Here is a 25,591-nt window from a genome sequence, read left to right on the forward strand (position 1 = left end):
GGGCAGTTCGGGCCGAGCAGCAAGGTCTTGCTACCGGACTTTTTCATGCGGTCCTTCACTTCGAGCATGTCACGAACCGGGATGCCTTCGGTAATGCAAATCGCAAGATCGAGCTCGGCTTCGACCGCTTCCCAGATTGCAGCAGCGGCGCCCGCCGGCGGAACGTAGATGACGGAGACGTTTGCACCGGTCTTTTCCTTGGCTTCCTTGACGTTGGCGAAAATCGGAATGCCTTCGAAATCCTCGCCAGCCTTTTTCGGGTTCACGCCCGCAACGAAGCAGTTCTTGCCGTTGGCGTACTCGCGGCACATGCGGGTGTGAAACTGGCCGGTCTTGCCGGTGATGCCTTGCGTGATGACTTTGGTGTCTTTGTTGATCAGAATCGACATTTGTATTCCCTTAGCGATTATTTACCGTTGGCTGCAGCGACGACCTTCTGCGCTGCTTCTTCCATCGTGTCAGCGGAGATGATCGGCAGGCCGGATTCGGCCAGCATCTTCTTGCCGAGATCTTCGTTGGTACCCTTCATGCGCACGACCAGCGGCACACCGAGCGACACCGCCTTGGAGGCGGCGATCACGCCTTCGGCGATCACGTCGCAGCGCATGATGCCACCGAAAATATTGACCAGGATCGCTTTCAGGTTGGGGTTCTTCAGCATGAGCTTGAAGGCTTCGGTCACTTTCTCGGTCGTGGCTCCGCCGCCGACGTCGAGGAAGTTGGCCGGCTCGCCGCCGAACAGCTTGATGGTGTCCATCGTGGCCATCGCCAGGCCTGCGCCGTTCACGAGGCAGCCGATGTTACCGTCGAGGGAAATGTAAGCGAGGTCGAACTTGGACGCTTCGATTTCGGCCGGATCTTCTTCGTCCAGATCGCGCATTGCGACGATTTCCGGATGACGATACAGAGCGTTGGCATCGAAGTTGAACTTGGCGTCGAGGGCAATCACGCGACCGTCGCCGGTCAGAATCAGGGGGTTGATTTCTGCCAGGGAGCAGTCAGTCTCCCAGTATGCCTTGTACAGTCCCTGCATTTGCTTGCGTGCATCGGGGATGGAGCCCGCCGGTACGCCGATCTTGGCAGCGATCGCGTCGGCATCGGCATCGGTCAGGCCGGTTGCCGGATCGATGACGACTTTGTGGATCAGGTCAGGATGCTTTTCCGCGACTTCTTCAATATCCATGCCGCCTTCGCTCGATGCCATCAGCACTACGCGCTGGCTGACACGGTCGGTGACCATACTGACGTACAGTTCCTTCTTGATGTCGGCACCTTCCTCGATCAGGAGGCGACGCACCTTCTGGCCTTCCGGGCCGGTCTGGTGCGTAACGAGCTGCATACCCATGATGGCGTGCGCATATTCTTTCACCTGGTCGAGCGACTTGGCGACTTTCACGCCGCCGCCCTTGCCGCGGCCGCCGGCATGGATCTGAGCCTTGACGACCCAGACCGGGCCTCCAAGAGTCTCGGCCGCCTTGACCGCTTCATCAACGGAAAAGCACGGGATACCGCGCGGAACCGTCACTCCATACTTACGGAGGATTTCTTTGCCCTGATACTCATGGATTTTCATGCGAGCTTCCCTTCAGACGCTTATTGAAAAAAACAGACTTGATTGAAACTAACTGGATTCGGATTCTGCCAGCGACTTCACCGCCCAGCGCGGATAATATTTGGCGACCGCTTCGCCATCGGTACGCAAGGCGTGACAGCGGTCGAGTTGAAACGGCTTATGGCTTTGCTCATCGGCGCTTGCGCCATCGCGCGTATCGAGCACATCGCCGGCAAACGCCTGGACAACGGCGGTTGGCAGGACTTGTGCGAGTTCTGTCAAGTGAGTGCAGCCCTGCACGCCGGACAAACGATGCCGGACGCCTTCACGGAATCCCTTAAGAAGATTCAGACCCACCAGTTTTTTATAGGCAGAACCAATGGTGTCGCAAAAACCGGGATAAGGAACGGCGTCAGAAACCGCATCGGCGGCGATGATGTTGAACTTCGTATCGACGGTCAGGCGTACCCAAAGATCATGAATCGGCGAGCCGGCGTCTCTGGTGCCGGAAGCAAGTTGGGTAGCGCGAGTTTTAATGTCGGTGATATGGGCGTCGATATCCCACAAGCCATCGTCGCGAGCGAATGCTTCGACCTGGATTGCGCGCGTGTGCTTTAACGCACGACGAGATGTGGGCGATGGTAAGGGCATAAAGGCACAATGCCGTTGGAGCGGCAATAAAAAAGCCGCAATTGCGTGTCGTTGCCGCAGCTTCTACGACAACAGCCGCTCATGCGGCGCTGCAAAAACCTCGAAAGTGTAGCACAGGTCAGGAAGCTTTAACCATCGTGGCAGTTCTGCCACTGCCAGCCTGGCGAAAATTCACGTTGCATCGAACGACGCAACATGCGGAGATATGAATACCGCGTGCGACGAAAAAAGCGACATTAGGCGCAGAGTCCCGCGCGGGTCGATGGTGTTGAATACAAGAAGATACCCCACCCTATCAGTCTTCAGTGTCGCCAGCAGTGCGCATGGCAGCCTGAATCGCACTGTGGGAGAACCCTCGCTGTTGCAGAAAACGCATTTGTTTCGCGCGTTCCGATGCATCGGCGGGAGGATGATCGAATCGTTTTCGCCAGACCTCGCGCGCGCGCGATACCTCGTCCTGCGTCAGGCTCGCCTTGATCTCGTCAAGCGCCTCACCGTCGATGCCGTGCGTCTGCAACTCCGACAGGATACGGTTGTTCCCAAAGCGCGACGCGCGACGATGAACGAGAGATTCGGAAAAGCGGGATTGCGATAGCAGTTTGGCGGCTTCCAGTGCATCGAGCAAGCCTTCGACGTCGTCACCCTCCTGGGCGTAACGAGAAAGCTTGCGCGTCAGTTCCAGCCGGCTGTGTTCACGAGCGGATAAATACTTCAGAGCCCGCGCTTTTAGACTCATTTGCAGCTTTGCCATGGTGTTCCAGCAGCGCGGGCTCCCTCACGTGAAGTATTCTGGGGAAGCGGGATATTCTCCCGCAAGGATGACTTATTCGGCTTCTGCCACGGCGGGCGGAAGCTCAGGCACGCCAAGCGCAGCGCGTACCTTGTTCTCGATTTCACGCGCAAGCTCCGGATGCTCCTTGAGGTAATTGCGCGCATTGTCCTTGCCTTGGCCGATACGTTCGCCGTTGTAGCTGTACCACGCCCCGGATTTCTCGACGATTTTCGCTTCTGAGCCGAGATCAAGGATTTCGCCTTCGCGCGACGTGCCTTCTCCGTAAAGAATATCGAAATGCGCTTCCTTGAACGGCGGCGCAACCTTGTTCTTGACGACCTTGACCTTGGTTTCGTTACCGATCACCTCGTCACCCGACTTGATGGAGCCGGTGCGGCGAATGTCGAGACGGACAGAGGCATAGAACTTCAATGCATTGCCGCCGGTCGTGGTTTCCGGATTGCCGAACATGACACCGATCTTCATGCGAATCTGGTTGATGAAGATTACCAGCGTGTTGGTGCGGTTGATGCTGCCGGTCAGTTTGCGCAACGCTTGCGACATCAAACGGGCTTGCAGGCCGGGCAGCGAGTCCCCCATATCTCCTTCGATTTCCGCGCGCGGCGTCAGCGCGGCTACCGAGTCGATCACCACGAGGTCAACACTGCCGGAGCGCACCAGTGCATCGCAAATTTCCAGAGCCTGCTCACCCGTATCCGGCTGCGAAATCAGCAGGTCCGACAAATTGACGCCCAGCTTTTGCGCGTAGACCACGTCGAGTGCGTGCTCGGCGTCGATGAACGCGCAGGTACCGCCGAGTTTTTGCATTTCGGCGATTGCTTGCAAGGTAAGCGTCGTTTTACCGGAGGATTCAGGTCCGTAAATTTCCACGACGCGACCACGCGGCAAGCCGCCGACCCCCAGTGCAATATCCAATCCGAGCGAGCCGGTTGATACCACTTGCACTTCTTCTGCCACGGCGCCATCGGCCATGCGCATCACGGAGCCCTTGCCGAACTGCTTTTCGATTTGCGCCAACGCCGCTGCGAGCGCCTTTGCCTTATCCGGGTTCTGCGCAGATTTCTTTTCGTCCATATGTATTCTTTCGACGGTTAGGTATGAGTAGATTCCAAATTGATGTTCTGGAGCCTGCTTTTGACGTCACAGACCGTACTGTATAAAAAACCAGTGCTTTATGCAAGCGTAAATTTTCAATCGCGGGAAAGTTTAATACGATAGTGAGAGATAATGGATTTCGCTCTGCCTTGCTGCCATTTGCGAAAAGCAATAGACTACCTTCAACTGATTGCAGAGTGCCAACCATGCGTATTTTGCTTGCCGAAGACGATAGTGTACTAGCCGACGGACTGACCCGATCACTGCGTCAATCCGGCTATGCGACCGACTGCGTCAAAAACGGCCTGGAAGCGGACTCTGCACTGTCCACGCAGGATTTCGATCTTCTCATCCTTGACCTGGGCTTGCCGAAAATGCCCGGACTGGAAGTGCTGCGGCGGCTGCGTGCGCGCAACTCTCGCCTGCCCGTGTTGATCCTGACCGCGGGTGACTCCATCGAACAGCGGGTCAAAGGCCTGGATCTGGGCGCGGACGACTTCATGGCCAAGCCTTTTGCCCTGTCGGAACTGGAAGCGCGCGTACGGGCGCTGACCCGGCGCGGGGCCGGCGGCGGACCGACGGTGATCAAGCACGGGCCTTTGTCGTATGACCAGGTCGGGCGTATCGCTTACATGAACGACCAGATGCTGGACTTGTCGGCACGCGAACTCGGATTGCTGGAAGTGTTGTTGCAACGCACCGGCCGCCTGGTATCAAAGGAACAGCTGGTCGATCATTTGTGCGAATGGGGCGAGGAAGTCAGCAACAATGCTATTGAAGTGTATGTGCATCGCCTGCGGAAGAAGATAGAAGTCGGTGGCGTGCGCATCGCGACGGTACGCGGTCTGGGCTATTGCCTGGAAAAATTCTCCGATTCCGCCCCGCAGGCCACGCCTCCCTCTACCTGATATCTTCCATGAGCGACGCACAACGTTTGGATGCGAGCGCTCGCGCCGCATCCAATTCGCCATCCCACCCGGACCATCCGGAGTCGGTCGCCACAGAGTCCGAAGAACGCATACAGCGATCCTTGTTCGGAGAGATCCTGGACTGGATGCTGGTGCCGCTTCTGCTGCTGTGGCCGATGAGTATTGCCATTACCTACCTGGTTGCGAAATCCATTGCCAATCATCCTTTCGATCGCGCGCTGGATGACAGGGTGACGGTGCTGGCGCAACAGGTCAAGGAAGTCAACGGCAAGCTTGTGGCTCCGCTTTCCAGCTCGGCACGCGATATCCTGCGCGCCGACGATGTGGACAACGTCTATTTTCAGGTCCTCGGCCCGCGCGGCGAATTCGTCGACGGGGATCGCGATCTGCCGCCTCCTCCGGCGGAGGACGACAAAGTACCGACCGGGTCGGTTCAGTTTCACAACAACACCATGCGCGGAACCGAAATCCGTGTTGCCTACGTCTATGTCGACCTGCGCCGTAATCGAATGGGCCGCGCTGCGCTGAAGGAGCCGTATCTGTCCTTGGTGCAGGTGGGCGAGACGCTGGACAAGCGTGCGCATCTCGCCAACGAAATCATCAAGGGCGTAATCCTGCCGCAATTCATCATCCTGCCGATTGCGCTCGCGCTAGTCTGGTTTGCATTGTCGCGCGGGCTTTCGCCGCTGGCCGAGTTGCAGCAACGTATCAGGGCCCGGCGTCCGGACGATCTGAGCCCGATCGAATCGGGGCAAGTCCCCGAAGAAATCTCGCCGCTGGTTCGCTCGCTCAATGACATGCTCGAACGGCTTTCGCAGAGTATCGAGATGCAAAAGCGCTTCATCGCCGACGCGGCGCATCAGATGAAGACGCCGCTCGCGGGGATGCGCATGCAGTCGGAGCTGGCCATGCGCGAGACCAGCCAGGCGGAGATTCGACGTTCGCTGGAGCAGCTTTCCAAGAGTTCGGAGAGCGCCACTCGCCTGGTCAACCAGCTGCTCGCCCTGGCGCGCGCCGAGAATCAGACGCCGGAAGCGAAGCCTTTCGTTCCGCTGGAACTGTCCGAACTGGCACGCAAGGTGGTACATGATTGGGTGCAGCCCTCCTTCACGCGCCGCATCGATCTCGGCTTCGAACAGCCCGGACATCCGATCATGGTGCGCGGCAATCCGGTCATGCTGCGCGAATTGCTGAGCAACCTGATCGACAATGCGCTGCATTACACACCCGAAGGCGGAAGCGTGACCGTGCGTGTGCGTGCCGATGTGGTCGAGGGTCTGGCATTCCTCGAGGTGGAGGACACCGGTCCCGGCATTCCTGCGGCGGAACGCGGGCATGTGTTTGAACGCTTTTATCGCATCCTTGGAAGTAACGCGGAAGGCAGCGGACTGGGGCTAGCGATTGTGCGGGAAATCGCACAGCAGCATGATGCGAATGTCGAAATTCACAATAATCCGCATAGTCACGATCCGAAGTTTCCCGGCTGCCTGGTACGGGTAAGTCTGCATATGGAGCAGCGTCCTGAATTTATCGAGGATATAGGTTGATTCCGCAAAATACTGAAAAGATGCCGCAACTGCGCGATCTGTACTGGGGCAAGGTGCGCCGCTTCACGGTCATGCTGATCGTCGTCTGGTTCGGGACGACCTTTGGCATTATCTTCTTCGCGCGCGAGCTCTCGCAATTCAGCTTGTTCGGATGGCCGCTTCCCTTTTATATGGCGGCACAAGGGCTGACCTTGTTTTATCTCCTCATACTGGCACTGTACGTCAAGCACATGCGGAAACTGGACCAGATCATGAAGGGCGACGGCAAAGATGTCGAATAAATCGTTTCTCAAACGTCTGGTACGTTACTACAGCTGGTACACCCTCGGCTTCGTCGTTTTCCTGCTCGCCCTGGCCGTTCTCGAAAAGGAAGGATTTCCGCGCGCCTGGATCGGCTACATGTTCATGTTTTCGACGATTGTGCTGTATGCCGGCATCGGCGTCATCAGCCGCACGTCGGATGTCTCGGAATATTATGTGGCCGGCCGGCGCGTTCCGGCGCTCTTCAATGGCATCGCAACGGCCGCTGACTGGATGTCGGCCGCCAGCTTCATCAGCCTGGCCGGCGGCTTGTACGTGATGGGTTTCGACGGGCTCGCATACATTCTCGGCTGGACCGGTGGTTACTGCCTGGTCGCCTTCCTGATTGCGCCTTTTCTTAACAAGTTCAGCCAGTACACGATCCCTGATTTTCTCGCAGCGCGTTACGTCAGCCGCACCGGCGGCAACCTGATCAGGATTGTGGCGGTCACCGCGACTATCCTCGTGTCGTTTACCTATGTCGTTGCGCAGATTTACGGCGTCGGCCTGATCACGTCGCGCTTTACCGGCGTGGATTTTTCGGTCGGCATATTTCTCGGACTGGCGAGCATCCTGGTCTGCTCCTTCCTGGGCGGCATGCGCGCCATCACATGGACGCAGGTGGCGCAGTACATCATCATCATCATCGCCTACATGATTCCGGTGGCATGGTTGTCGGTCAAGCATACGAACATTCCGATCCCGCAGATCGCCTATGGCAGTGCGTTGTCGAAGCTGAGCGCGCGTGAAAAACAGCTCAACAACGACCCCAAGGAACAACAAGTGCGCGCCATCTTCCAGCAGCGTGCGGAGGAATACGAAGCCAGGATCAATGCGCTGCCGAAGTCATGGGAAGAAGGCATGGTGGAGCTGCAGCATCAGGTTGATGATCTGAAGCGGAGCAACGCCTCGCTGATCGAAATCAAGGCAGGCGTGCGTGCGCTTGCCGACTATCCCAAGGATGTCGATGAGGCACGGCGCAAATGGACAGAAGCCAAGGCGTTCAATCTGGCACGGGCGGAACCGGTCATCGCGCACACCGCACCCTTCCCCGGCGCGACGAAGGCAATTTCGGACGTCAAGCGCAACAACTTCCTTGCACTAGTCCTGTGCTTGATGATGGGGACGGCCGCCCTGCCGCATATTCTGGTGCGTTTCTATACGACGCCATCGGTGCGGGAAGCGCGGCGCTCGGTATTCTGGACCTTGTTTTTCGTGATGCTCTTGTATGTCACCGTGCCGGCGCTCGCCGTGCTGGTCAAGTACGACATCTACACATCGCTTGTCGGCACGCAGTTTTCGCACATGCCGGCGTGGGTCTCCTACTGGGCGAGCGTCGATAAGATCAATCCGCTCGTGTCGATCACCGACATGAACAAGGATGGCATCGTCCAGCTCGCCGAGATCGTCATGGATGGCGATATCGTCGTGCTTGCAACGCCCGAGATCGCGGGATTGCCATACGTGATTTCCGGACTGGTCGCCGCTGGCGGACTGGCTGCTGCCTTATCGACCGCGGATGGTCTGCTGTTGACGATCTCGAATGCGCTGTCGCACGATGTTTACTACAAGACGGTCGATCCGAAGGCTTCGACGCAAAAGCGCGTGACAATTTCGAAGTTGCTGCTGCTCGTGGTCGCATTGATTGCAGCGTATGCCGCGTCGCTCAAGCCAGGCGACATTCTGTCCATGGTGGGCGCTGCGTTCTCGCTGGCGGCTTCGACCTTGTTCCCGGCGCTGGTGCTGGGCGTTTTCTGGAAGCGCGCCAACCACGAGGGTGCCATTGCCAGCATGGTGACGGGTTTTGCGGTTTGCGTGTATTACATGCTTCGAACTTATCCGACGCTCGGCGGCTCGGTCGCGAATCAATGGTTCGACATCGCCCCGATTTCGGCGGGTGTCTTTGGCGTGCCCGCCAGCTTCCTCGTGTTGATAGTGGTCAGCCTGCTTACGGCCCCGCCCGATCAGCGGACCAAGGCACTGGTCGATCATGTCCGCATGCCTTGAAATGCAATGACAAAGAAAAACGGCCGCATGGGAGTCCCAGCGGCCGTTCTTGTTTCGAGGACATCACTGCAAGGCGCCAAGCGCCCGCTAACCGTCAAACAACGATCGTCTGCGCTTCATTCCCCTGGCGCTCGCGGATTTCGCCGATACGATTAACGGTCTCGCCGGCCGCCTTCAATTGTGCAATCGCGGCATCCGCATTTTCTTTCGCGACGATCACGACCATGCCGATCCCGCAGTTGAAGACACGATGCATTTCCGCGTCCGCCACGCCGCCATGCTGCTGCAGCCAGGCGAACAAGGGCGGCATGGTCCAGGCGTCGCGATGCAGAACAGCGGTCAGGTTGCCGCGCAACACGCGCGGCACATTTTCAACCAGTCCGCCGCCGGTGATATGCGCCATGCCTTTGACTTCGAGCTTTTCCATCAGCGCCAGCAAGGGCTTGACGTAGATGCGCGTCGGCGCCATTAGCACGTCGGCGAGGCGACGGCCGTGGAAGTCGGCATTCAGGTCGGGCTGAGCAACCGAAATGATCTTGCGCACCAGCGAATAGCCATTGGAATGTGCGCCGGAAGAAGCCAGTCCCAGCACAACGTCGCCCGATACGATCTTGCTGCCGTCGATGATCTTCGATTTCTCAACAGCGCCGACCGCGAAACCGGCCAGGTCGTATTCGCCATCCGGGTACATGCTCGGCATTTCGGCGGTTTCGCCACCGATCAATGCGCATCCGGCCTGCTCACACCCCTGGGCAATGCCCTTGATGACGTCCGTCGCCGCCCCTACATTCAGCTTGCCGCAGGCGAAGTAATCGAGGAAAAATAGCGGTTCGGCACCCTGCACCAGAATGTCGTTGACGCTCATTGCCACCAGGTCGATACCGACCGTGTCGTGCCTGTTCAGATGGAACGCCAGCTTCAGCTTCGTGCCAACGCCGTCCGTACCGGACACCAGAACCGGCTCCTTGAACTTCTTGCTGATTTCAAACAGGGCGCCGAAACCGCCAATACCGCCGAGCACGCCCTCGCGCATGGTACGTTTGGCAAACGGCTTGATCGCTTCGACCAGGGCGTCGCCTGCTTCGATGTCAACACCGGCGTCGCGGTAGGAAAGGGAGACGTTGGAAGTGGAACTCATGATGTGAATAGGTGCAGAGGCGGTAAAATAGGCGGTTAAGGCAAAAATGCCGGACCAAACCGCTATTTTAACAAACCGTTCGTCCAACTCGCGATAGATGCCGTTTTCTTTGAATTCCGAACAAAAGCAGACCGCCTTGTGGCTGGCGGTCGGGCTTGTGCTGGCGGCATTATTGGTGAAGCTGGGGCCGGTGCTGGCACCCTTCATTGCAGCAGGCATCCTGGCCTACGCACTCAACCCGACAACGGACTGGTTATCAACCCGACAACTCGGCAAGATTCGCATGCCGCGCGCCCTGGCGACGATCATCGTCATCGTGCTGCTGCTGGCCGCCATACTTGCGCTCGTGCTGATCGTCTTGCCGATCATGCAAAAGCAGATTCCCCTGTTGCAGGAACAAATTCCGCACTTCCTCACGCGCCTGAACGCTTTTCTCGCGCCCAGACTGCAGGAAATCGGCATCAGGGTTCGACTGGACGAAGTCGGGATCAAGCGCATCGTCTCGCAATATTTCACGAGCAGCGGCGATGAAATCTGGAGCGCACTGTTTGCTTCCGCAAAAGTCGGTGGCATCGCGATGCTCGGCTGGCTAGCGACCTTGTCGCTGATTCCGGTCGCGCTGTTTTACCTGCTGCTCGACTGGCATGCCGTCGTCAACAGAGTCGAGACCTTCATTCCGCGCCGCTGGATCGGCAAGGCGTCCGGGTTCGGCCGCGAGGTGGACGGACTCCTTGCGCAATACCTGCGCGGACAACTGGCGGTCATGATGATCCTGGCCATTTATTATTCCGCGGCGCTGGCAATTGCGGGATTCGACGTTGCCGTGCCAGTCGGCGTACTGACAGGCATCCTGGTATTCATTCCCTACCTTGGCTTCGGCCTTGGACTGGTATTGGCGCTGATTGCCGCGGTCCTGCAGTTCGACGGCCTGCATGGCCTGCTGCTGGTCGCCGGCATCTACGGTGCCGGGCAAGTCATCGAAGGCTTTTTTCTGACGCCGCGCCTGGTCGGCGAACGCATCGGCTTGCATCCGCTGGCCGTGATTTTTGCCTTGCTCGCATTCGGCCATCTGTTCGGCTTCGTCGGCGTTTTGCTGGCCCTGCCCGCGTCGGCCATCGTCGCCGTCGCGTTCAGGCACTTGCGTCTCCATTACATCAATAGCAGCTTTTATCGTCAGTCATGAGGCAACTACTGCTCGATTTGGGTGCGGAAAAGCCGCAGACCCTGGATACCTTTGTCGTTGGACAAAATGCGGAGCTGCTGCAATTGCTGCGCCGCTTCGAGAATCCTTCCGAAGCGCCGCCCGGCGAGCGTTTTGTCTATGTGTGGGGAGAGGCTGGCGCTGGCAAGACCCACTTGCTGAGCGCACTGGCGATGAATTCCCGTGCTCGTTATATCCCGGCCGGGGCCAGCGAAAGCGATTATTTGTTTGATACCCATACCAACCTGTATCTGGCAGACGATTGCGATCAATTGTCGCCCGATGCGCAGATCGCGGCGTTCGGTCTGTTCAACCAGGTGCGGGAAAACGGTGGCGTGCTCGTTACCGCGGGCGACAAACCGCCTGCCGGCCTGTCCTTGCGCGAGGACTTGCGCACACGCCTCGGCTGGGGCTTGATTTACCAAGTGCACGGCCTGACCGACGACGAAAAAATCGCTGCGCTGACGCAGGCGGCCGAGTTGCGCGGCATCACTTTGTCCCCCGGCGTGTTACCCTATCTGATCACGCATTTCCGTCGAGATATGCGATCCTTGTCGGCCATGCTGGATGCGCTGGACCAATACTCCCTGGAAACGCAACGACCGATTACGCTGCCGCTCCTGCGCAGCCTGCTGCAACTCGAAGGTGAACCCAAAGCATAATGAATCTCGCTTTATTCGATCTTGACCATACCTTGATACCGATTGACTCCGATTACGAGTGGGGTCAGTTCCTGGTGCGTATCGGTGCGGTGGATGCCGAAGCATTCGCCAAGCGCAACGCCGATTTCTATTCCCAATACGAGGCAGGCACACTCGACCCGGTGGAGTATCTGGAGTTCGCACTCGGCACGCTGGCGCAGTTCCCGCGCAGGCAGCTGGACGAGTGGCATCGGCAATTCATGGAAGAAGTGATCGAGCCCGCCATCCTTCCCGTGGCGCGCGATCTCGTGAAACGGCACCAGGACGCCGACGATCTGGTTGCCATCATTACCGCAACAAATCGCTTTGTCACCGAGCCGATCGCCGGGGCCTTCGGCGTGCGCAACCTGATCGCGGCGGAACCCGATGTCACGGACACTGGCGAGATTACCGGCCGGCTGCGCGGCATTCCCACTTCCGGCCCCGGCAAGGTCGTTCACACCAATGAGTGGCTCGCCTCGCAGGGAAGATCGCTCGACAGCTTTGGCCGCAGCTACTTTTACAGCGATTCGCAGAACGACATTCCACTGCTGTCGGCAGTCACCCACCCGGTTGCAACCAATCCCAACGCCTTGCTGAAAGCCCATGCGCAGGCACAAGGCTGGCCTATCCTGACCTTATTCGATGATTAAAAAGTTTATCAAGCGCATTCTTGGCGTTAAGAACAAAGCGAATAGTCAACAACCGCAAGTGCTCGGACCGAAGGAGCACGGTATTGATCCGACGCTGCTGTCTGCCAACGCGGTGCGCGTGACGCAGACGCTGCAGGAGGCCGGCTTCAAGGCGTTCGTGGTCGGCGGCGCGGTACGCGATTTGCTGCTCGGCGTGAAGCCGAAAGACTTCGACGTGGCGACCAACGCCACACCGGAACAGGTGAAACGCCTGTTCCGCCGCGCCTTCATCATCGGCAAACGCTTCCAGATCGTGCACGTGATGTTCGGCCAGGACCTCATCGAGGTCACCACCTTCCGCGGCGCGTCATCGGAAGGCGCGCCCAAGGACGAGCACGGCCGCGTCCTGCGCGACAACACCTTCGGCGAGCAGCACGAAGACGCCGCGCGGCGTGACTTCACCATCAACGCGATGTACTACGATCCGGCCAGCCAGACCGTGCTCGATTATCACAATGGGATCGCCGACATCCGCAGCCGGACACTGCGCATCATCGGACTGCCGGAAGCACGCTTTCGCGAAGACCCGGTCCGCTTGCTGCGCGTAGTGCGTTTTGCGGCCAAGCTCGGCTTTGTCATCGATCCGGACACGCGCGAGCCGATCCAGGTGATGGCGCCGCTGATCAACAACGTGCCGGCCGCACGCGTGTTCGATGAAATGCTGAAGCTGCTGATGAGCGGGCATGCGCTCGCTTGCCTGCAGCAATTGCGCAAGGAAGGCCTGCATCACGGCCTGCTGCCGCTGCTGGACGTGGTGTTGGAACAACCGCTCGGCGAAAAATTCGTTACGCTGGCTCTGGCCGGCACCGACGAGCGCGTCCGTCAAGGCAAGGGCGTGTCCCCCGGCTTCCTGTTCGCTGCCCTGCTCTGGCACCAGGTACTGGAAAAGTGGAACGCCTACCAGGCCGCCAGCGAGTATCCGATTCCGGCACTGCATCTCGCAGCCGACGATGTGCTGGATGCGCAAACCGAGAAACTCGCGCTGCAGCGCCGCATCGCAACCGACATGCGCGACATCTGGGCCATGCAGCCGCGCTTCGAGCGGCGCACCGGCAAGTCACCCTACAAGCTGCTGGAACACCCGCGCCTGCGCGCCGGCTATGACTTCCTGCTGTTGCGCTGCGAATCCGGCGAAATCGACCCGGAGATCGGCGAGTGGTGGACAGCCTTCATTGCCGCGGATGGCCCCGGCCGCGCTGAACTATTGACCAGAAAACCGAAGGTCGAAGAGGAAAGCCCCGCGCCGAAGAAGCGCCGTCGCCGCGGCGGCCGCAACAAGCAGAAGGCGGCACCGGCCGAAGGCAGCAGTACATGAGTACAGCACAGACCTCATGCCATATCGGGATCGGGTCGAATCTCGGCGATGCACGCGCCAACGTAGAGCGCGCTATTGAACGCCTGAAGCAGCTGCCTCAGTCGACGCTGAGCGCGCAATCCAGCCTGTTCCGGACGGCGCCGATCGATGCGGGTGGCGATGATTACATCAACGCCGTGGTCCGTGTCGATACCGCTTTGCCGCCGGAAGAATTACTGACTGCATTGCGGGCGATCGAGCAGGATTTCGGACGTGAGCGCCCCTATCAGAATGCGCCGCGCACGCTCGATCTGGATCTCCTGCTGTGCGGTCGGCAGACGATCTCGTCACCCTCGCTGACGGTGCCGCATCCGCGCATGACGCAGCGCGCATTCGTGCTGATTCCTCTGCTGCAGATTGATCCGCTGATCAGTATCCCCGGACTCGGACCGGCGCATACCTTCGTTCCGAATGTTGCCGGACAAGCGATTCAAAAAGTCTGAACCATGCAAATTCCTGTCGTCGCCCAAACCGTCGGTCTGCTGACGTTGTCGAATGTATTCATGACGGTCGCCTGGTACGGCCATCTGAAGAACTTCGCGAGCAAGGCGTGGTGGGTCGCCGCACTGGTGAGCTGGTCGATCGCCTTGTTCGAGTATCTGTTGCAGGTGCCGGCCAACCGCATCGGCTACACGGAACTCAGTCTTGCGCAACTCAAGATCATTCAGGAAGCCATCACGCTGACCGTCTTCGTACCGTTCGCGATGATCTACATGAACCAGCCCTTCAAGCTGGACTACATCTGGGCCGGCCTGTGCCTGGTGGGCGCTGTCTACTTTATCTTCCGCACATGAGTCTCGATCGATATAAATATGTGGTGGTCGAAGGACCGATCGGCGTCGGCAAGACGACCTTTACGCGCAAGCTGGCAGAGAGCATGAAGGCGCAGACGCTGCTCGAAATGCCGCAGGAAAATCCGTTTCTCGAAAAGTTCTATCGCGATCCCGCGCGTTATGCTCTCCAGACCCAGATGTTCTTCCTGTTCCAGCGCATGAACCAGTTGCGTGATCTGGCACAGACCGATCTGTTTGATACGCGCGTGGTGTCGGACTTCCTGCTCGACAAGGACCCGCTCTTCGCGCATCTCACGCTGGGCGACGACGAGCTTCATCTTTATCAGCAACTGTATGACCACCTGCGCCCGCAAGCGGCCGTGCCCGATCTCGTGATTTACCTGCAGGCGCAGCCGGAAACGCTGGTCGAACGGGTCAAGAAGCGCGGTATCGCGATGGAAGCAGGGATTTCGGAAGTCTACTTGTACCGGCTCTGTGAAAGTTACAGCCGTTTCTTTTATCATTACGACGCCGCGCCGCTGCTGGTCGTCAATACCGAGCGGCTGAACCCCGTGGACCGCGACGAGGATTTCGCATTGCTGATCAGCCGCATCAGCAACATGCGCGGCAAGCGGGAATTTTTCAATCTTGGGGAATGATTATGTCGGGATATCTGCAAGACGCTGCAAGCACCGTGCGCAAGGCAGTCACCGGACCGTCGCTGCTGGCCATGCGCAATAACGGCGAGAAGATTTCCGTGCTGACTTGCTACGACTCCAGCTTCGCTGCACTGATGGATCGATGCGGCGTGGACGTTTTGCTGGTCGGAGATTCTCTCGGCAATGTCTGCCAAGGTCACAGTTCGACCCTGCCGGTGACATTGGCGGATATTGCCTATCACACCGCATGTGTCGCACGCGGCAACCAGACTGCGTTGCTGGTTGCCGACATGCCTTTCGGGACGTATGCGACGCCGGAATCAGCATTCGACAATGCGGTGAAACTGATGCAGGCCGGTGCACAAATGGTCAAGCTGGAAGGCGGCGCGTGGCTGGTCGATACGGTACGCTTCCTCACCGAGCGTGCCGTTCCGGTGTGCGCACATCTTGGGCTGACACCACAGTCGGTGCATCAGCTTGGCGGGTTCAAGGTGCAGGGCAAAACGACCGAGGGCGCGGACCGCTTGAAAGCCGATGCGCTTGCCTTGCAACAAGCCGGTGCGTCGATTCTCGTGCTGGAAGCAATTCCCGCCCCGCTGGGCCATGAAGTCACGCAACTGCTCGCAATTCCGACCATCGGGATCGGTGCCGGCCCGGAGTGCTCCGGTCAGGTATTGGTAATGCACGACATGCTGGGGGTTTTCCCTGGCCGCAAGGCACGGTTCGTGAAAAACTTCATGGACGGCCAGACCAGCATTGAAGCGGCGGTGCGAGCCTTTGTCGAGGCAGTCAAGGACAAGTCCTTCCCTGCCGCGGAACACTGCTTCTAATCCGGGCTGTCCTCGTAGCGCGCGAAGCACGCCGGCAGCTTCGCCGCCAGCTCCTCGCTACTGCTGACAGTCAGCCCGAGATCGTGCAGCAAACCATCCTGCAAGCCGTAGATCCAGCTATGCACGATCAGGTTCTGGCCGCGGTCCCACGCGTCTTGCACGATCGTGGTCTGACAGACATTGACCACTTGCTCCAGCACATTCAGCTCGCATAGACGATCGTGCTTGACCTTCGCCGGCAGGGCTTCACCCAGATAGCGTTCATGTTTTGAATGCACGTCCTGCACATGACGCAACCAGTTGTCGGCCAAGCCGATACGCCGGCGCGTCAGGGCAGCATGCACGCCCGAGCAGCCATAGTGTCCGCACACGATGACATGCTTGATTCCAAGCACATCGATAGCGAACTGCAGTACCGACAGGCAGTTCAAATCGGTATGCACCACGACATTGGCGATATTGCGATGGACAAACATCTCGCCGGGAAGCAGATTGACGATTTCGTTGGCGGGGACGCGGCTGTCGGCGCAGCCGATCCAAAAGTATTCAGGCGACTGCTGAGCGGCCAGCGTCTTGAAGAAATCGGCGTCCTTGGCCACCATGGACGCCGCCCACTCGCGGTTACTGTGGAACAGTTGTTCCAACATCAAAGTATCCTTGTCTTGTCCTGTCATTGTTCAGATGCTCGGAAAATGGGGATCGGATCCTCGGCATGAAGGAGCGTGCGGGCCGCCGGTGGAACTCGGCGGATATTGGCGTGCTGGGAGGGTCGTCGTTGCCGAGGTTGTACCACCATTATACAGGCGTTGCGGATGTTGCTCGAATGGCAGGAAAAACCGGCGGAGGAGGATTTAGAGCGGCGGTGCCAAGGCGACACCGCCGCAATATTGAAGTGCCTGTCGAAAGGCGTGATTCAGTAGCTGTTTCCGCGCTGCGGCTCCTCGGGCTGCTCGCCGAGCAAGAGAGGCTTGAGCCGGGAATCCACCGGTTTTTCGCCCAGCCAGATTTTCAGGAGCGAGTTGTAGAAGATAACGTCAGGAAGGGGATCCGATACCTTTTTGCCGTTCAGATGCACGACAGTGCCGGTGCCTGGAATCCAGTCGGTGGTGAGTACATCCCCCTTTTTCAGCTCAGGGATGGATGCAAAAATCTCGCCGAACTTTTGCAGTTGCAGCACGATTTTCGACTTCTCCGCCCTGTCGCTGTTTTGATGAATGCCGCTCATAAAGCCGCGGCCCAACTCTTCGTTGCTGATTTCCCGTAGCATGACAATGGTGACGCGCTTGGCGCCGGGAATGGAGAGAACGTCATGCACCGTGCGCTTCTTGTCCGCCAGGTAGAGGCCGGCGACATAAACCTTGAAAATCGCCTTGTAACGTACGCCGGCGCCGTTGAGCTTGAGATCCTGATTCGCCAGACGAATCGTGTCGTCCAGTTTGACGCCTGCGACCTCCGCAGCAAGAACGTCGCTGCCCATCGTCAGCGCGGTGGCCATGCTGACAATACCAAGTGCACGAGAAATACGGACGCGAAAATTCATATTCCCTCTCCTCCCGAAACGCAGCGCGGCCGCGCGAAAATCGCACGAACGTCTTTTTCCATTATCCGGCGAAAAAATAGAGGAGAAGCTCTAATTTCGTGCCTTGGCGCAATATTTTGAGCATAGCAATCGCCGGCGAATGTTTATTTCAGCGCGGACAGGTTCGCTTCACCGATCCCGAAACCCATGGCAGATACCTGCGACAGCTCAACTGGCGCGACGCCATGCATTAGCTCGTAATGCTGAAACGCCTCGCGTATATTCCGACGCAACACCTCGTCGTCCCACGGCTTGAGGAAGAACCGGTAGATCGCGCCGCGATTGATCGCATTCATGATGGTTTGCAGATCGGCGGAATCGGACAGGACGATACGATGGGTTTCCGGATACAGCTCGTTTGCCTTGCTCAGGAATTCGGTACCGCACACCCCTTGAACAATCTGATTGCAGACGATGACATGCACCTGATGACGCGCCAGCAGTTCGAGACCCTCCTCCGCCGACCGCGCGGACAGGATGCAGTAGCCCTCATGCCGCAACAAGCGGTCCAAGGACGCGGCGGATTCGTCATGGTCGTCGACGATCAGCAAGGTTGGCCTTGGCGCGGAATGGTCCTTCGGTTCGACCGACAGCTTCTTGCCCTGCCGCAGCGCGTCTTCGAGGTCCTCCGCTGCAATCGGCCGGCTGAAATAATATCCTTGCATCTGGTCGCAGGCGTGGCGTCGCAGGTAGGCCAGCTGCGCCTCCGTTTCCACACCCTCGGCGATCACATTGATGCGCAAGCTGTGCGCCAATGAAATGATCGACCTGACGATCGCGGCATCGTCGGGATCGATCGTGATGTCTTGCACGAAGGACTTGTCGATCTTGAGCACATCGACCGGAAAGCGCTTCAAATACGCCAGGCTCGAATACCCGGTGCCGAAATCGTCGATCGAGATCTTTACGCCGAGGTTTTTGAGCTCGCCCAGGATCGTCACCGCGCGGTCCACATCCGCCATCACCAGGCTCTCGGTCACTTCAATGTCGAGATAGCGTGCTTCGAGGCCGGTTTCTTCGAGGATTACGGCGATCGATTGCACCAGGTCGGACTGGGCGAACTGCCGCACAGAGAGGTTCACCGCCACGCGTATGTCACCGAGTCCGGCGTCGTGCCAGGCCTTGTTTTGACGGCAGGCGGTTTGCAATACCCAGGCGCCGATCGGCTGGATCAATCCCGTTTCTTCCGCCAGTCCGATGAAGCGCGCTGGCGGCACCATGCCGAACTCGGGATGCCGCCAACGGATCAAGGCTTCGACGCCGACGATGCGGCCGCTGCGCATATCGACTTGCGGCTGGTAATGCAGCAGGAACTCATTCCGTTCCAGTGCATTGCGCAAATCGGTTTCGATGCGCAGCCGTTCCATCGCGCGCTCATTCATGGCGGGGGCATAGAACTGGAAATTATTGCTGCCCACCTCTTTTGCGCGATACATGGCGATATGCGCATGCTTGACGAGGATTTCTGCGTCCACACCGTCTGCCGGAAAGGCCGCCACTCCGATGCTGCATGACGGAAAGATCTCGTGGTCGGCGATGACAAGTGGCTTGGCGATTGCATCCATGATGCGTTGCACTGCCGTTGCCGCGAGCGTTTCGTCGGTGCGCTCCGGAAGTATCAGCACGAACTCGTCGCCGCTTAGTCTGCCGACGGTGTCCGTGTCGCGCACCGTCTGCTTCAAGCGTTCACCGATTTGTTTCAGCACCGTGTCGCCCGCCTCGAAGCCAAGCGTATCGTTGACCAGTTTGAAGCGGTCGAGATTGATGAACACCACCCATACCAGATGCTCGTAGCGCGAGGCATAGGCGATGGCCTGGCTCAGGCGGTCGCGCACCAGGTTGCGATTGGCCAGTCCGGTCAGCGCATCGCGATTGGCCTGGAACTCGAGCTCCGCTTCGTATTTCTTGGTCGCGGTGATGTCATATTTGGCAGCGACGAAATGGGTGACCTCGCCCGCATCGTTCCTGACCGGAGCGATATGCACATCGCTCCAGAACGGAGTGCCGTCCTTGCGGTAGTTGCGCACGATCGCATGGCCCTCGCGCTTCTCGATCACTAAGTTGCGAATTTCTTCGAGCCCGGGCTGCTCGCGCTCGGCCGCATGCAGAAAACGCAGGCTGCGGCCGACGACTTCCGCGGCGCTGTAACCGGTAATGCGCTCGAAGGCTGAATTGACGTATTCGACCGGGTAGTCCGGCGCCTGCGCGCTGGTGATGATGATGGCATTGGCACTGGCTTCGATTGCCCGCTCGCGCAAGTGCGACGATGCCTCGGCCACCCGCCTGCCGCTGCGATGGCGCAGCGCCTGGACAGCAACCGTGACGCTCTGCGCGAGATCGGCCAGCAGCTCGACCGCCTCGTTGTCGAAGGAGTCCGGTTCGCTGGCATACACATTGAGCAGACCGATGGCCCCTTCCTCGTGAAACAAGGGCAGCGCAATCTTGGAATGGAAGCCGCGGCGCAATGCTTGTTCGCGCCAGGGCCGTTGCGCCGCGTCCTGATGGAAGCGATTTGCAACCGATGGACGCCCCGTGCTGATGGCTGCGCCAATCGTGGAGAACTGCTCCAGCTCGCCGGCCTCCAGCATGCCCCGGATATCGTCCAGATACCCGTCGTGCCGGCCGGCCACACCGACCGGCACGATGCGGGTGCCGCCTTTGTCCGGCAGCACGCCGACCCAGGCCATGCGATAGCCGACTTTCACCACCACGTCGCAGATGCCTTGCAGCAAAGCCTTTTCATCGTTGCTTGCCGCGATCACCTCTTCGCATTCATGAAAGGCTCGCAACGCGCGGTTACTTCTCCGCAGGGACTGTTCCAGCCGGCGTTGTTCGGTAATGTCCGTATCGATGCCATTGATCAATCCGCTCCCGGGAATATCGCCGGGTGTGAAGTGCGCCTCGCAGCGCATCCACCTCACTTGCCCATCCGGGCGGACGATACGGTATTCGAAGGTGTCATGCTCCTTGCTGATGATGCGCGGGGCAATGGCAACCAGCTTGCGCCGGTCTTCCGGATGAAGGCATTTCAACCACAGAAAGGGGCGATTGTAGAAAGCTTCTGCGGGATGGCCGCAAACGCGCTCCACCGCGGCGCTCACATACTTGAGCTTGCCCGAGGGCAGCTCGATCGTCCACAGTACCGCATCGATCGCCTCCGTGATGCGCATCAGCTGCCTTTCCTTCGAATGCAAGGCACTCTCGACCTCGCGGGCATGCTTGTCCAGGTGCTGGCGCGAGCGCTCCTGCTTCTGAATGAAGAAAAAAATCAGCAAGCTCAACAGCCCCGTGGCCAGGGTCGCGACCGGTGGCAGCCAGTTCTGGGAACGGTGCAGGAACTCGGGCAGCGCGGTGACCTGGAGGTGCCACTGGCCGCCACCGATGTTGATTTCGTAGCTGCGAAACTCTGGAAATGCGACATTGCCCATGTGCAGCGTCTTGGCATGACGATAGGCGCCGCTGTCAAATACGAGATTGCTCTTGTCATGCGCAGCTGCGCGGCGGGTCGCAGCCTGCATGTCGTAGATCTCGACGTCCAGGTCGCTGAGCAAGGATTGCCCAAACACCTTGCCGAGCATCTCGTCGACCAGAATGACCAGTGAGACCGTGCCAATGAACTGCGCACGCCGCTGCTCCACGCCCGCGGGCGTGACGCCCCCGCGGTACACCGGCAGGAAGAAGATCACGCCGTCGTACGGCACTGGCAATACCGACAGTCGTACGCGTCCGGTGGCGCTCCAGTCGCCGGTATCCCGAGCCCGCATGATGGCCGCTCGCCGTTTCGGCTCACTCCCCTGGTCAAACCAGGCGCCGGCCTGGTTCGTACCCATCGGCTCGGTATACCGGACCACGAATGCTTCCTCCGACGGCATGCGGGGATGAATGACCGGCGGTGGATAGCCAAGGCTATTTGGCTGTAATTCTTCCCGTGCATAGTCTTCAAAGGCCGGCCCGTCGCCCGCCGCTACGCGTTCGGTATAGACGAGTGCCTGAATGCCTGGGAATCGACTCTGAAGGTTCAGGGAATCGGCGATCTGCTTGAAGGCCTGCCGGGAAAGATCGGGATTGACGACGAATTGCGCCTGCAAGCCTCGCAGGACTTCCGCGTAGCTGTTGATTTCGCGCGTGAGGCTGTATTCCGCCTCCCTCGATCGCAGGTCGAGCTCCGAGGACAATTCTCTGTCGACCAGCAGGCGGCTCTGCCAATAGACGATGGCGGCGGCGGACAAGCCAAGCACCAGGAAAACCCAAGGCAGTCCCCATTTGACACGGCGGGCCGAGCGACCGGTAGAAACCCCTGCTTCCATCTGGTCTTCACCTATCCTGGTCATTGGCTTCATACCGCTGTTCGATGTCAAGCGAAGTGGCTCGGCGACATGCTGCTTTAGCAACCGACCAGAATGCCGGCAGATAATAAAGTTTCCACATGATCCGGCGAGCAATCGGAAAAAGAATTGCGTCAGATCAATTCTTTCAGAAATTTTCCCGGAAGGAAATAATGTGTGCGCATTTGGCGAAAAAAAACCGCTGATTTGTTGAAATCAGCGGTTCGTGGCAGATCGTCCCTTGGGCAGACGATGGCAGGAGCTTTTTCCGGATTACTCGAAAAACTCCTTGACCTTGTCTTTCCAGGATTTGCTCTGCGGGCTGTGCTTGGACCCGCCAGCCGTTGTCAATCGCTCAAACTCCTGCAGCAGTTCTTTCTGGCGATCGGTCAATTTCACCGGAGTCTCGACCACGACATGGCAGAACAGGTCGCCGGCATAGCCGGAGCGCACACCCTTGATGCCCTTGCCGCGCAGGCGGAAAGTCTTGCCTGACTGTGTGCCTTCCGGCAGGGTGAATGAAGCCTTGCCGTTCAGGGTCGGGACTTCCACTTCGCCGCCCAGCGCGGCCTTGGCGAACGACACCGGAATTTCACAATGCAGGTCATCGCCGTCGCGCTGGAATACCTGATGCTGCTTGATGCGAATTTCAACATACAGGTCCCCTGGGGGGCCGCCGTTCATGCCCGGTTCGCCGTTGCCGGACGAACGAATGCGCATGCCGTCGTCGATGCCGGCCGGAATCTTCACTTCCAGCGTCTTGTTGCGCTTGATGCGTCCTGCGCCGCTGCAGCTCGGGCAAGGATTCGGAATGATCTTGCCGGTCCCGTGGCACTTCGGACAGGTTTGCTGGATGCTAAAGAAGCCTTGCTGCATGCGGACCTGTCCTTGTCCGCCGCAGGTCGAGCAAGTGGTCGGCGAGGTGCCGGGCTTGGCGCCCGAACCGTGGCAAGTGTCGCACTCGCTCCACGAAGGTACGCGGATGGTGGTGTCGAAGCCGTGCGCCGCCTGCTCCAAAGTAATTTCGAGGTTGTAGCGCAAATCAGCGCCGCGATAGACCTGGGGTCCGGAGCTGCGTCCGCGCGCACCCTGGCCGAAGATATCGCCGAAGATATCGCCGAAGGCGTCTGAAAAGCCGCCGAAACCGGCACCCGCACCGCCGAAACCGCCGCCACCCATGTTCGGATCGACACCGGCATGACCATATTTGTCGTAGGCTTCGCGCTTGCCGGGATCGGACAGCATCTCGTACGCTTCCTTGGCCTCCTTGAATTTCTCTTCCGCGCCTTTGCTATCCGGATTGCGGTCCGGATGATATTTCATGGCGAGCTTGCGATAGGCCTTCTTGATATCTTCATCCGAGGCATCTTTCGCTACGCCCAGTATTTCGTAAAAATCACGCTTTGCCATCTTGTCGGCGTCCTGTTATCTAAGCGAAAACGCCGAGCCGAGGATCGCATGACGATCACTACGGCTCGGCGGGTCAGCGCGGTGTGGGGTTAAGCCCTCTGCCGCGTGACTACAACCTTACTTGTCTTTGACTTCCTTGAAGTCCGCGTCGACGACATCTTCTTCCGCCGGCTTGGCTTCGGAGGCACCTGCGCCCGCAGCGCCTGCTGCACCCGCAGCACCGGCCTGTTGCGCCTGAGCGTCAGCATACATCTTCTCGCCCAGTTTCTGTGCAGCGGTCGACAAGGCAGTCACCTTGGCATCGATCTCGGACTTGTCGTTGCCCTTCAGGACTTCTTCCAGATCCTTGATCGCTGCTTCAATCTTCTCTTTCTCGCCGCCGTCGAGCTTGTCGCCGTACTCGGTCAGCGCCTTGCGTGTCGAGTGCACCAGCGCATCACCCTGATTGCGGGCATCGGCCAGCTCTTTCAGCTTCTTGTCCTCGTCGGCATACAGCTCGGCGTCCTTCACCATCTTCTGGATTTCATCCTCGGTCAAACCGGAGTTGGCCTTGATGGTGATCTTGTTTTCCTTGCCGGAAGCCTTGTCCTTCGCGCCGACATGCAGGATGCCGTTGGCGTCGATGTCGAAGGTCACCTCGATCTGCGGAATGCCGCGCGGTGACGGCGGGATGCCTTCCAGGTTGAATTCACCCAGCAGCTTGTTGCCGCTCGCCATTTCGCGCTCGCCCTGGTACACCTTGATGGTGACCGCCGGCTGATTGTCGTCCGCCGTCGAGAACACCTGGCTGAATTTGGTCGGGATCGTGGTGTTCTTCTGGATCATCTTGGTCATCACGCCGCCCAAGGTCTCGATACCGAGCGACAGCGGGGTCACGTCCAAGAGCAGCAGGTCCTTGCGGTCGCCGGACAGCACCGAACCCTGGATCGCGGCACCGACGGCCACGGCTTCATCCGGGTTGACGTCCTTGCGCGGCTCCTTGCCGAAGAATTCCTTCACCTTTTCCTGCACCTTCGGCATGCGGGTCATGCCGCCGACCAGGATCACGTCCTGGATGTCGGAAACCTTGACGCCGGCATCCTTGATCGCGATGCGGCACGGATCGATGGTGCGGGAAATCAGTTCCTCGACCAGCGATTCCAGCTTGGCGCGGGTGATCTTCATGGTCAAGTGCACCGGCGCGCCGTTGACCATGGCGATGTACGGCTCGTTGATTTCAGTCTGCTGCGAGGACGACAGTTCGATCTTGGCGCGCTCGGCGGACGCCTTGATGCGCTGCAGCGCAATCGCGTCCTTCGACAGGTCAAGGCCGTTGATCTTCTTGAACTCGTCGATGATGTAGTCGATGATGCGCTGGTCGAAATCTTCGCCGCCCAGGAAAGTGTCGCCGTTGGTCGACAGCACTTCGAACTGCATTTCGCCTTCGACGTCGGCGATTTCGATGATCGAGATATCGAAGGTACCGCCGCCCAGGTCATACACCGCGATCTTGCGATCGCCCTTGCCGCTCTTGTCCAAGCCGAAAGCCAGCGCAGCCGCGGTCGGCTCGTTGATGATGCGCTTGACATCCAGGCCGGCGATGCGGCCTGCGTCCTTGGTTGCCTGACGCTGCGCGTCGTTGAAGTAGGCCGGCACGGTGATGACGGCTTCGGTCACTTCTTCGCCGAGATAGTCTTCCGCCGTCTTCTTCATCTTGCGCAGGACTTCTGCGGACACCTGCGGCGGCGCCAGCTTCTTGTCGCGCACCGCCACCCAGGCGTCGCCGTTGTCGGCCTTGACGATCTGGTAGGGCATCAGGTTGATGTCCTTTTGCACTTCCTTCTCGTCGAATTTGCGTCCGATCAGGCGCTTGGCGGCGTACAAGGTGTTCTTCGGATTGGTCACGGCTTGGCGTTTGGCCGGGGCGCCGACCAGGATCTCGCCGTCTTCCTGATAGGCGATCACGGAAGGCGTCGTGCGGGAGCCTTCGGAATTCTCGATAACCTTCGGCTGACCGCCTTCCATGATGGCGACGCAGGAGTTGGTCGTACCCAAGTCAATGCCAATAATCTTGCCCATGATGATGTTCCTTTAAAA

At 58.9% G+C, this 25,591-nt stretch carries 22 protein-coding genes and 1 pseudogene; 12 read left to right on the forward strand and 11 right to left on the reverse strand.

What is annotated here, in order from left to right; all coding sequences use genetic code 11:
• The 5 genes and pseudogenes from VJ651_RS10265 to recA all read right to left on the reverse strand — a co-directional run.
• Nucleotides 1–389 (reverse strand): annotated as a pseudogene (locus VJ651_RS10265) (succinate--CoA ligase subunit alpha); the annotation flags it as partial.
• Between the two features lie 17 nt (nt 390–406).
• Nucleotides 407–1,573, reverse strand: coding sequence for an ADP-forming succinate--CoA ligase subunit beta (sucC, locus tag VJ651_RS10270; protein WP_136419782.1), 1,167 nt, complete (start codon nt 1,571–1,573; stop codon nt 407–409).
• A gap of 48 nt (nt 1,574–1,621) precedes the next feature.
• A complete protein-coding gene (locus VJ651_RS10275) occupies nt 1,622–2,203 on the reverse strand; it encodes a DUF2889 domain-containing protein (RefSeq protein ID WP_324107366.1) in 582 nt (193 codons plus the stop codon).
• Between the two features lie 295 nt (nt 2,204–2,498).
• Nucleotides 2,499–2,954: a recombination regulator RecX gene (gene recX / locus VJ651_RS10280; protein ID WP_324107367.1), complete on the reverse strand. Its 456-nt coding sequence runs from the start codon at nt 2,952–2,954 to the stop codon at nt 2,499–2,501.
• Nucleotides 2,955–3,026: 72 nt separating this feature from the next.
• Entirely contained in the window at nt 3,027–4,070 is a 1,044-nt protein-coding gene (gene recA, locus VJ651_RS10285) for a recombinase RecA (RefSeq protein WP_136419784.1), read from the reverse strand.
• Nucleotides 4,071–4,297: 227 nt separating this feature from the next.
• On the opposite strand from recA, the gene VJ651_RS10290 reads away from it, so the two are divergent.
• Genes VJ651_RS10290 through VJ651_RS10305 form a run of 4 tightly spaced genes read left to right on the forward strand, consistent with a single transcriptional unit; the run spans nt 4,298 to nt 8,874 of the window.
• Nucleotides 4,298–4,999, forward strand: a complete 702-nt coding sequence (locus VJ651_RS10290) for a response regulator transcription factor (protein ID WP_324107368.1) — start codon at nt 4,298–4,300, stop codon at nt 4,997–4,999.
• 8 nt (nt 5,000–5,007) lie between these two features.
• Nucleotides 5,008–6,567: a sensor histidine kinase gene (locus VJ651_RS10295; protein ID WP_324107369.1), complete on the forward strand. Its 1,560-nt coding sequence runs from the start codon at nt 5,008–5,010 to the stop codon at nt 6,565–6,567.
• On the forward strand, nt 6,564–6,848 hold the full coding sequence (locus VJ651_RS10300) for a DUF4212 domain-containing protein (RefSeq protein ID WP_324107370.1): 285 nt from the start codon (nt 6,564–6,566) through the stop codon (nt 6,846–6,848). Before VJ651_RS10295 ends, VJ651_RS10300 begins: the two co-directional genes overlap by 4 nt.
• Nucleotides 6,838–8,874 carry a sodium:solute symporter family protein gene (locus tag VJ651_RS10305; RefSeq protein ID WP_324107371.1) on the forward strand — a complete coding sequence of 679 codons (2,037 nt, stop codon included), beginning with the start codon at nt 6,838–6,840 and terminating at the stop codon, nt 8,872–8,874. Before VJ651_RS10300 ends, VJ651_RS10305 begins: the two co-directional genes overlap by 11 nt.
• A 94-nt stretch (nt 8,875–8,968) precedes the next feature.
• Here the strand turns inward: VJ651_RS10305 and purM are convergent, their stop codons facing one another.
• Nucleotides 8,969–10,012, reverse strand: a complete 1,044-nt coding sequence (gene purM / locus VJ651_RS10310) for a phosphoribosylformylglycinamidine cyclo-ligase (protein ID WP_324107372.1) — start codon at nt 10,010–10,012, stop codon at nt 8,969–8,971.
• Nucleotides 10,013–10,109: 97 nt separating this feature from the next.
• On the opposite strand from purM, the gene VJ651_RS10315 reads away from it, so the two are divergent.
• The 8 genes from VJ651_RS10315 to panB are packed head-to-tail and all read left to right on the forward strand — an operon-like array spanning nt 10,110 to nt 16,201.
• Nucleotides 10,110–11,195: an AI-2E family transporter gene (locus VJ651_RS10315; protein ID WP_324107373.1), complete on the forward strand. Its 1,086-nt coding sequence runs from the start codon at nt 10,110–10,112 to the stop codon at nt 11,193–11,195.
• Entirely contained in the window at nt 11,192–11,875 is a 684-nt protein-coding gene (gene hda, locus VJ651_RS10320) for a DnaA regulatory inactivator Hda (protein ID WP_324107374.1), read from the forward strand. Before VJ651_RS10315 ends, hda begins: the two co-directional genes overlap by 4 nt.
• Nucleotides 11,875–12,546 carry an HAD family hydrolase gene (locus VJ651_RS10325; protein ID WP_324107375.1) on the forward strand — a complete coding sequence of 224 codons (672 nt, stop codon included), beginning with the start codon at nt 11,875–11,877 and terminating at the stop codon, nt 12,544–12,546. Before hda ends, VJ651_RS10325 begins: the two co-directional genes overlap by 1 nt.
• On the forward strand, nt 12,539–13,900 hold the full coding sequence (gene pcnB, locus VJ651_RS10330) for a polynucleotide adenylyltransferase PcnB (RefSeq protein WP_324107376.1): 1,362 nt from the start codon (nt 12,539–12,541) through the stop codon (nt 13,898–13,900). Before VJ651_RS10325 ends, pcnB begins: the two co-directional genes overlap by 8 nt.
• Complete coding sequence (gene folK / locus VJ651_RS10335) at nt 13,897–14,382, forward strand: 2-amino-4-hydroxy-6-hydroxymethyldihydropteridine diphosphokinase (RefSeq protein ID WP_324107377.1); 486 nt, start codon at nt 13,897–13,899, stop codon at nt 14,380–14,382. Before pcnB ends, folK begins: the two co-directional genes overlap by 4 nt.
• 3 nt (nt 14,383–14,385) lie before the next feature.
• The gene (locus VJ651_RS10340) at nt 14,386–14,733 is read left to right on the forward strand and encodes a DMT family protein (protein WP_324107378.1); all 348 of its coding nucleotides are present in this window, start codon (nt 14,386–14,388) and stop codon (nt 14,731–14,733) included.
• The gene (locus VJ651_RS10345; protein WP_324107379.1) at nt 14,730–15,371 is read left to right on the forward strand and encodes a deoxynucleoside kinase; all 642 of its coding nucleotides are present in this window, start codon (nt 14,730–14,732) and stop codon (nt 15,369–15,371) included. Before VJ651_RS10340 ends, VJ651_RS10345 begins: the two co-directional genes overlap by 4 nt.
• A gap of 2 nt (nt 15,372–15,373) precedes the next feature.
• Complete coding sequence (gene panB / locus VJ651_RS10350; protein ID WP_324107380.1) at nt 15,374–16,201, forward strand: 3-methyl-2-oxobutanoate hydroxymethyltransferase; 828 nt, start codon at nt 15,374–15,376, stop codon at nt 16,199–16,201.
• Here panB and can read toward each other — a convergent pair.
• From can to dnaK, 5 genes are all read right to left on the reverse strand, one after another.
• Nucleotides 16,198–16,875 carry a carbonate dehydratase gene (can, locus tag VJ651_RS10355; protein ID WP_324107381.1) on the reverse strand — a complete coding sequence of 226 codons (678 nt, stop codon included), beginning with the start codon at nt 16,873–16,875 and terminating at the stop codon, nt 16,198–16,200. The two genes, panB and can, sit on opposite strands and share 4 nt — an antisense overlap.
• A 239-nt stretch (nt 16,876–17,114) precedes the next feature.
• Complete coding sequence (locus tag VJ651_RS10360; RefSeq protein ID WP_324107382.1) at nt 17,115–17,696, reverse strand: chalcone isomerase family protein; 582 nt, start codon at nt 17,694–17,696, stop codon at nt 17,115–17,117.
• A gap of 188 nt (nt 17,697–17,884) precedes the next feature.
• Complete coding sequence (locus tag VJ651_RS10365) at nt 17,885–22,120, reverse strand: EAL domain-containing protein (protein WP_324107383.1); 4,236 nt, start codon at nt 22,118–22,120, stop codon at nt 17,885–17,887.
• A gap of 258 nt (nt 22,121–22,378) precedes the next feature.
• Nucleotides 22,379–23,515 carry a molecular chaperone DnaJ gene (gene dnaJ / locus VJ651_RS10370; RefSeq protein WP_324107384.1) on the reverse strand — a complete coding sequence of 379 codons (1,137 nt, stop codon included), beginning with the start codon at nt 23,513–23,515 and terminating at the stop codon, nt 22,379–22,381.
• Nucleotides 23,516–23,632: 117 nt separating this feature from the next.
• Nucleotides 23,633–25,573 carry a molecular chaperone DnaK gene (gene dnaK / locus VJ651_RS10375; RefSeq protein ID WP_324107385.1) on the reverse strand — a complete coding sequence of 647 codons (1,941 nt, stop codon included), beginning with the start codon at nt 25,571–25,573 and terminating at the stop codon, nt 23,633–23,635.
• Between the last annotated feature and the right edge of the window lie 18 nt (nt 25,574–25,591).

The sequence above is a fragment of the Noviherbaspirillum sp. genome (assembly GCF_035254865.1).
Classification (GTDB): Bacteria; Pseudomonadota; Gammaproteobacteria; order Burkholderiales; family Burkholderiaceae_D; genus Noviherbaspirillum.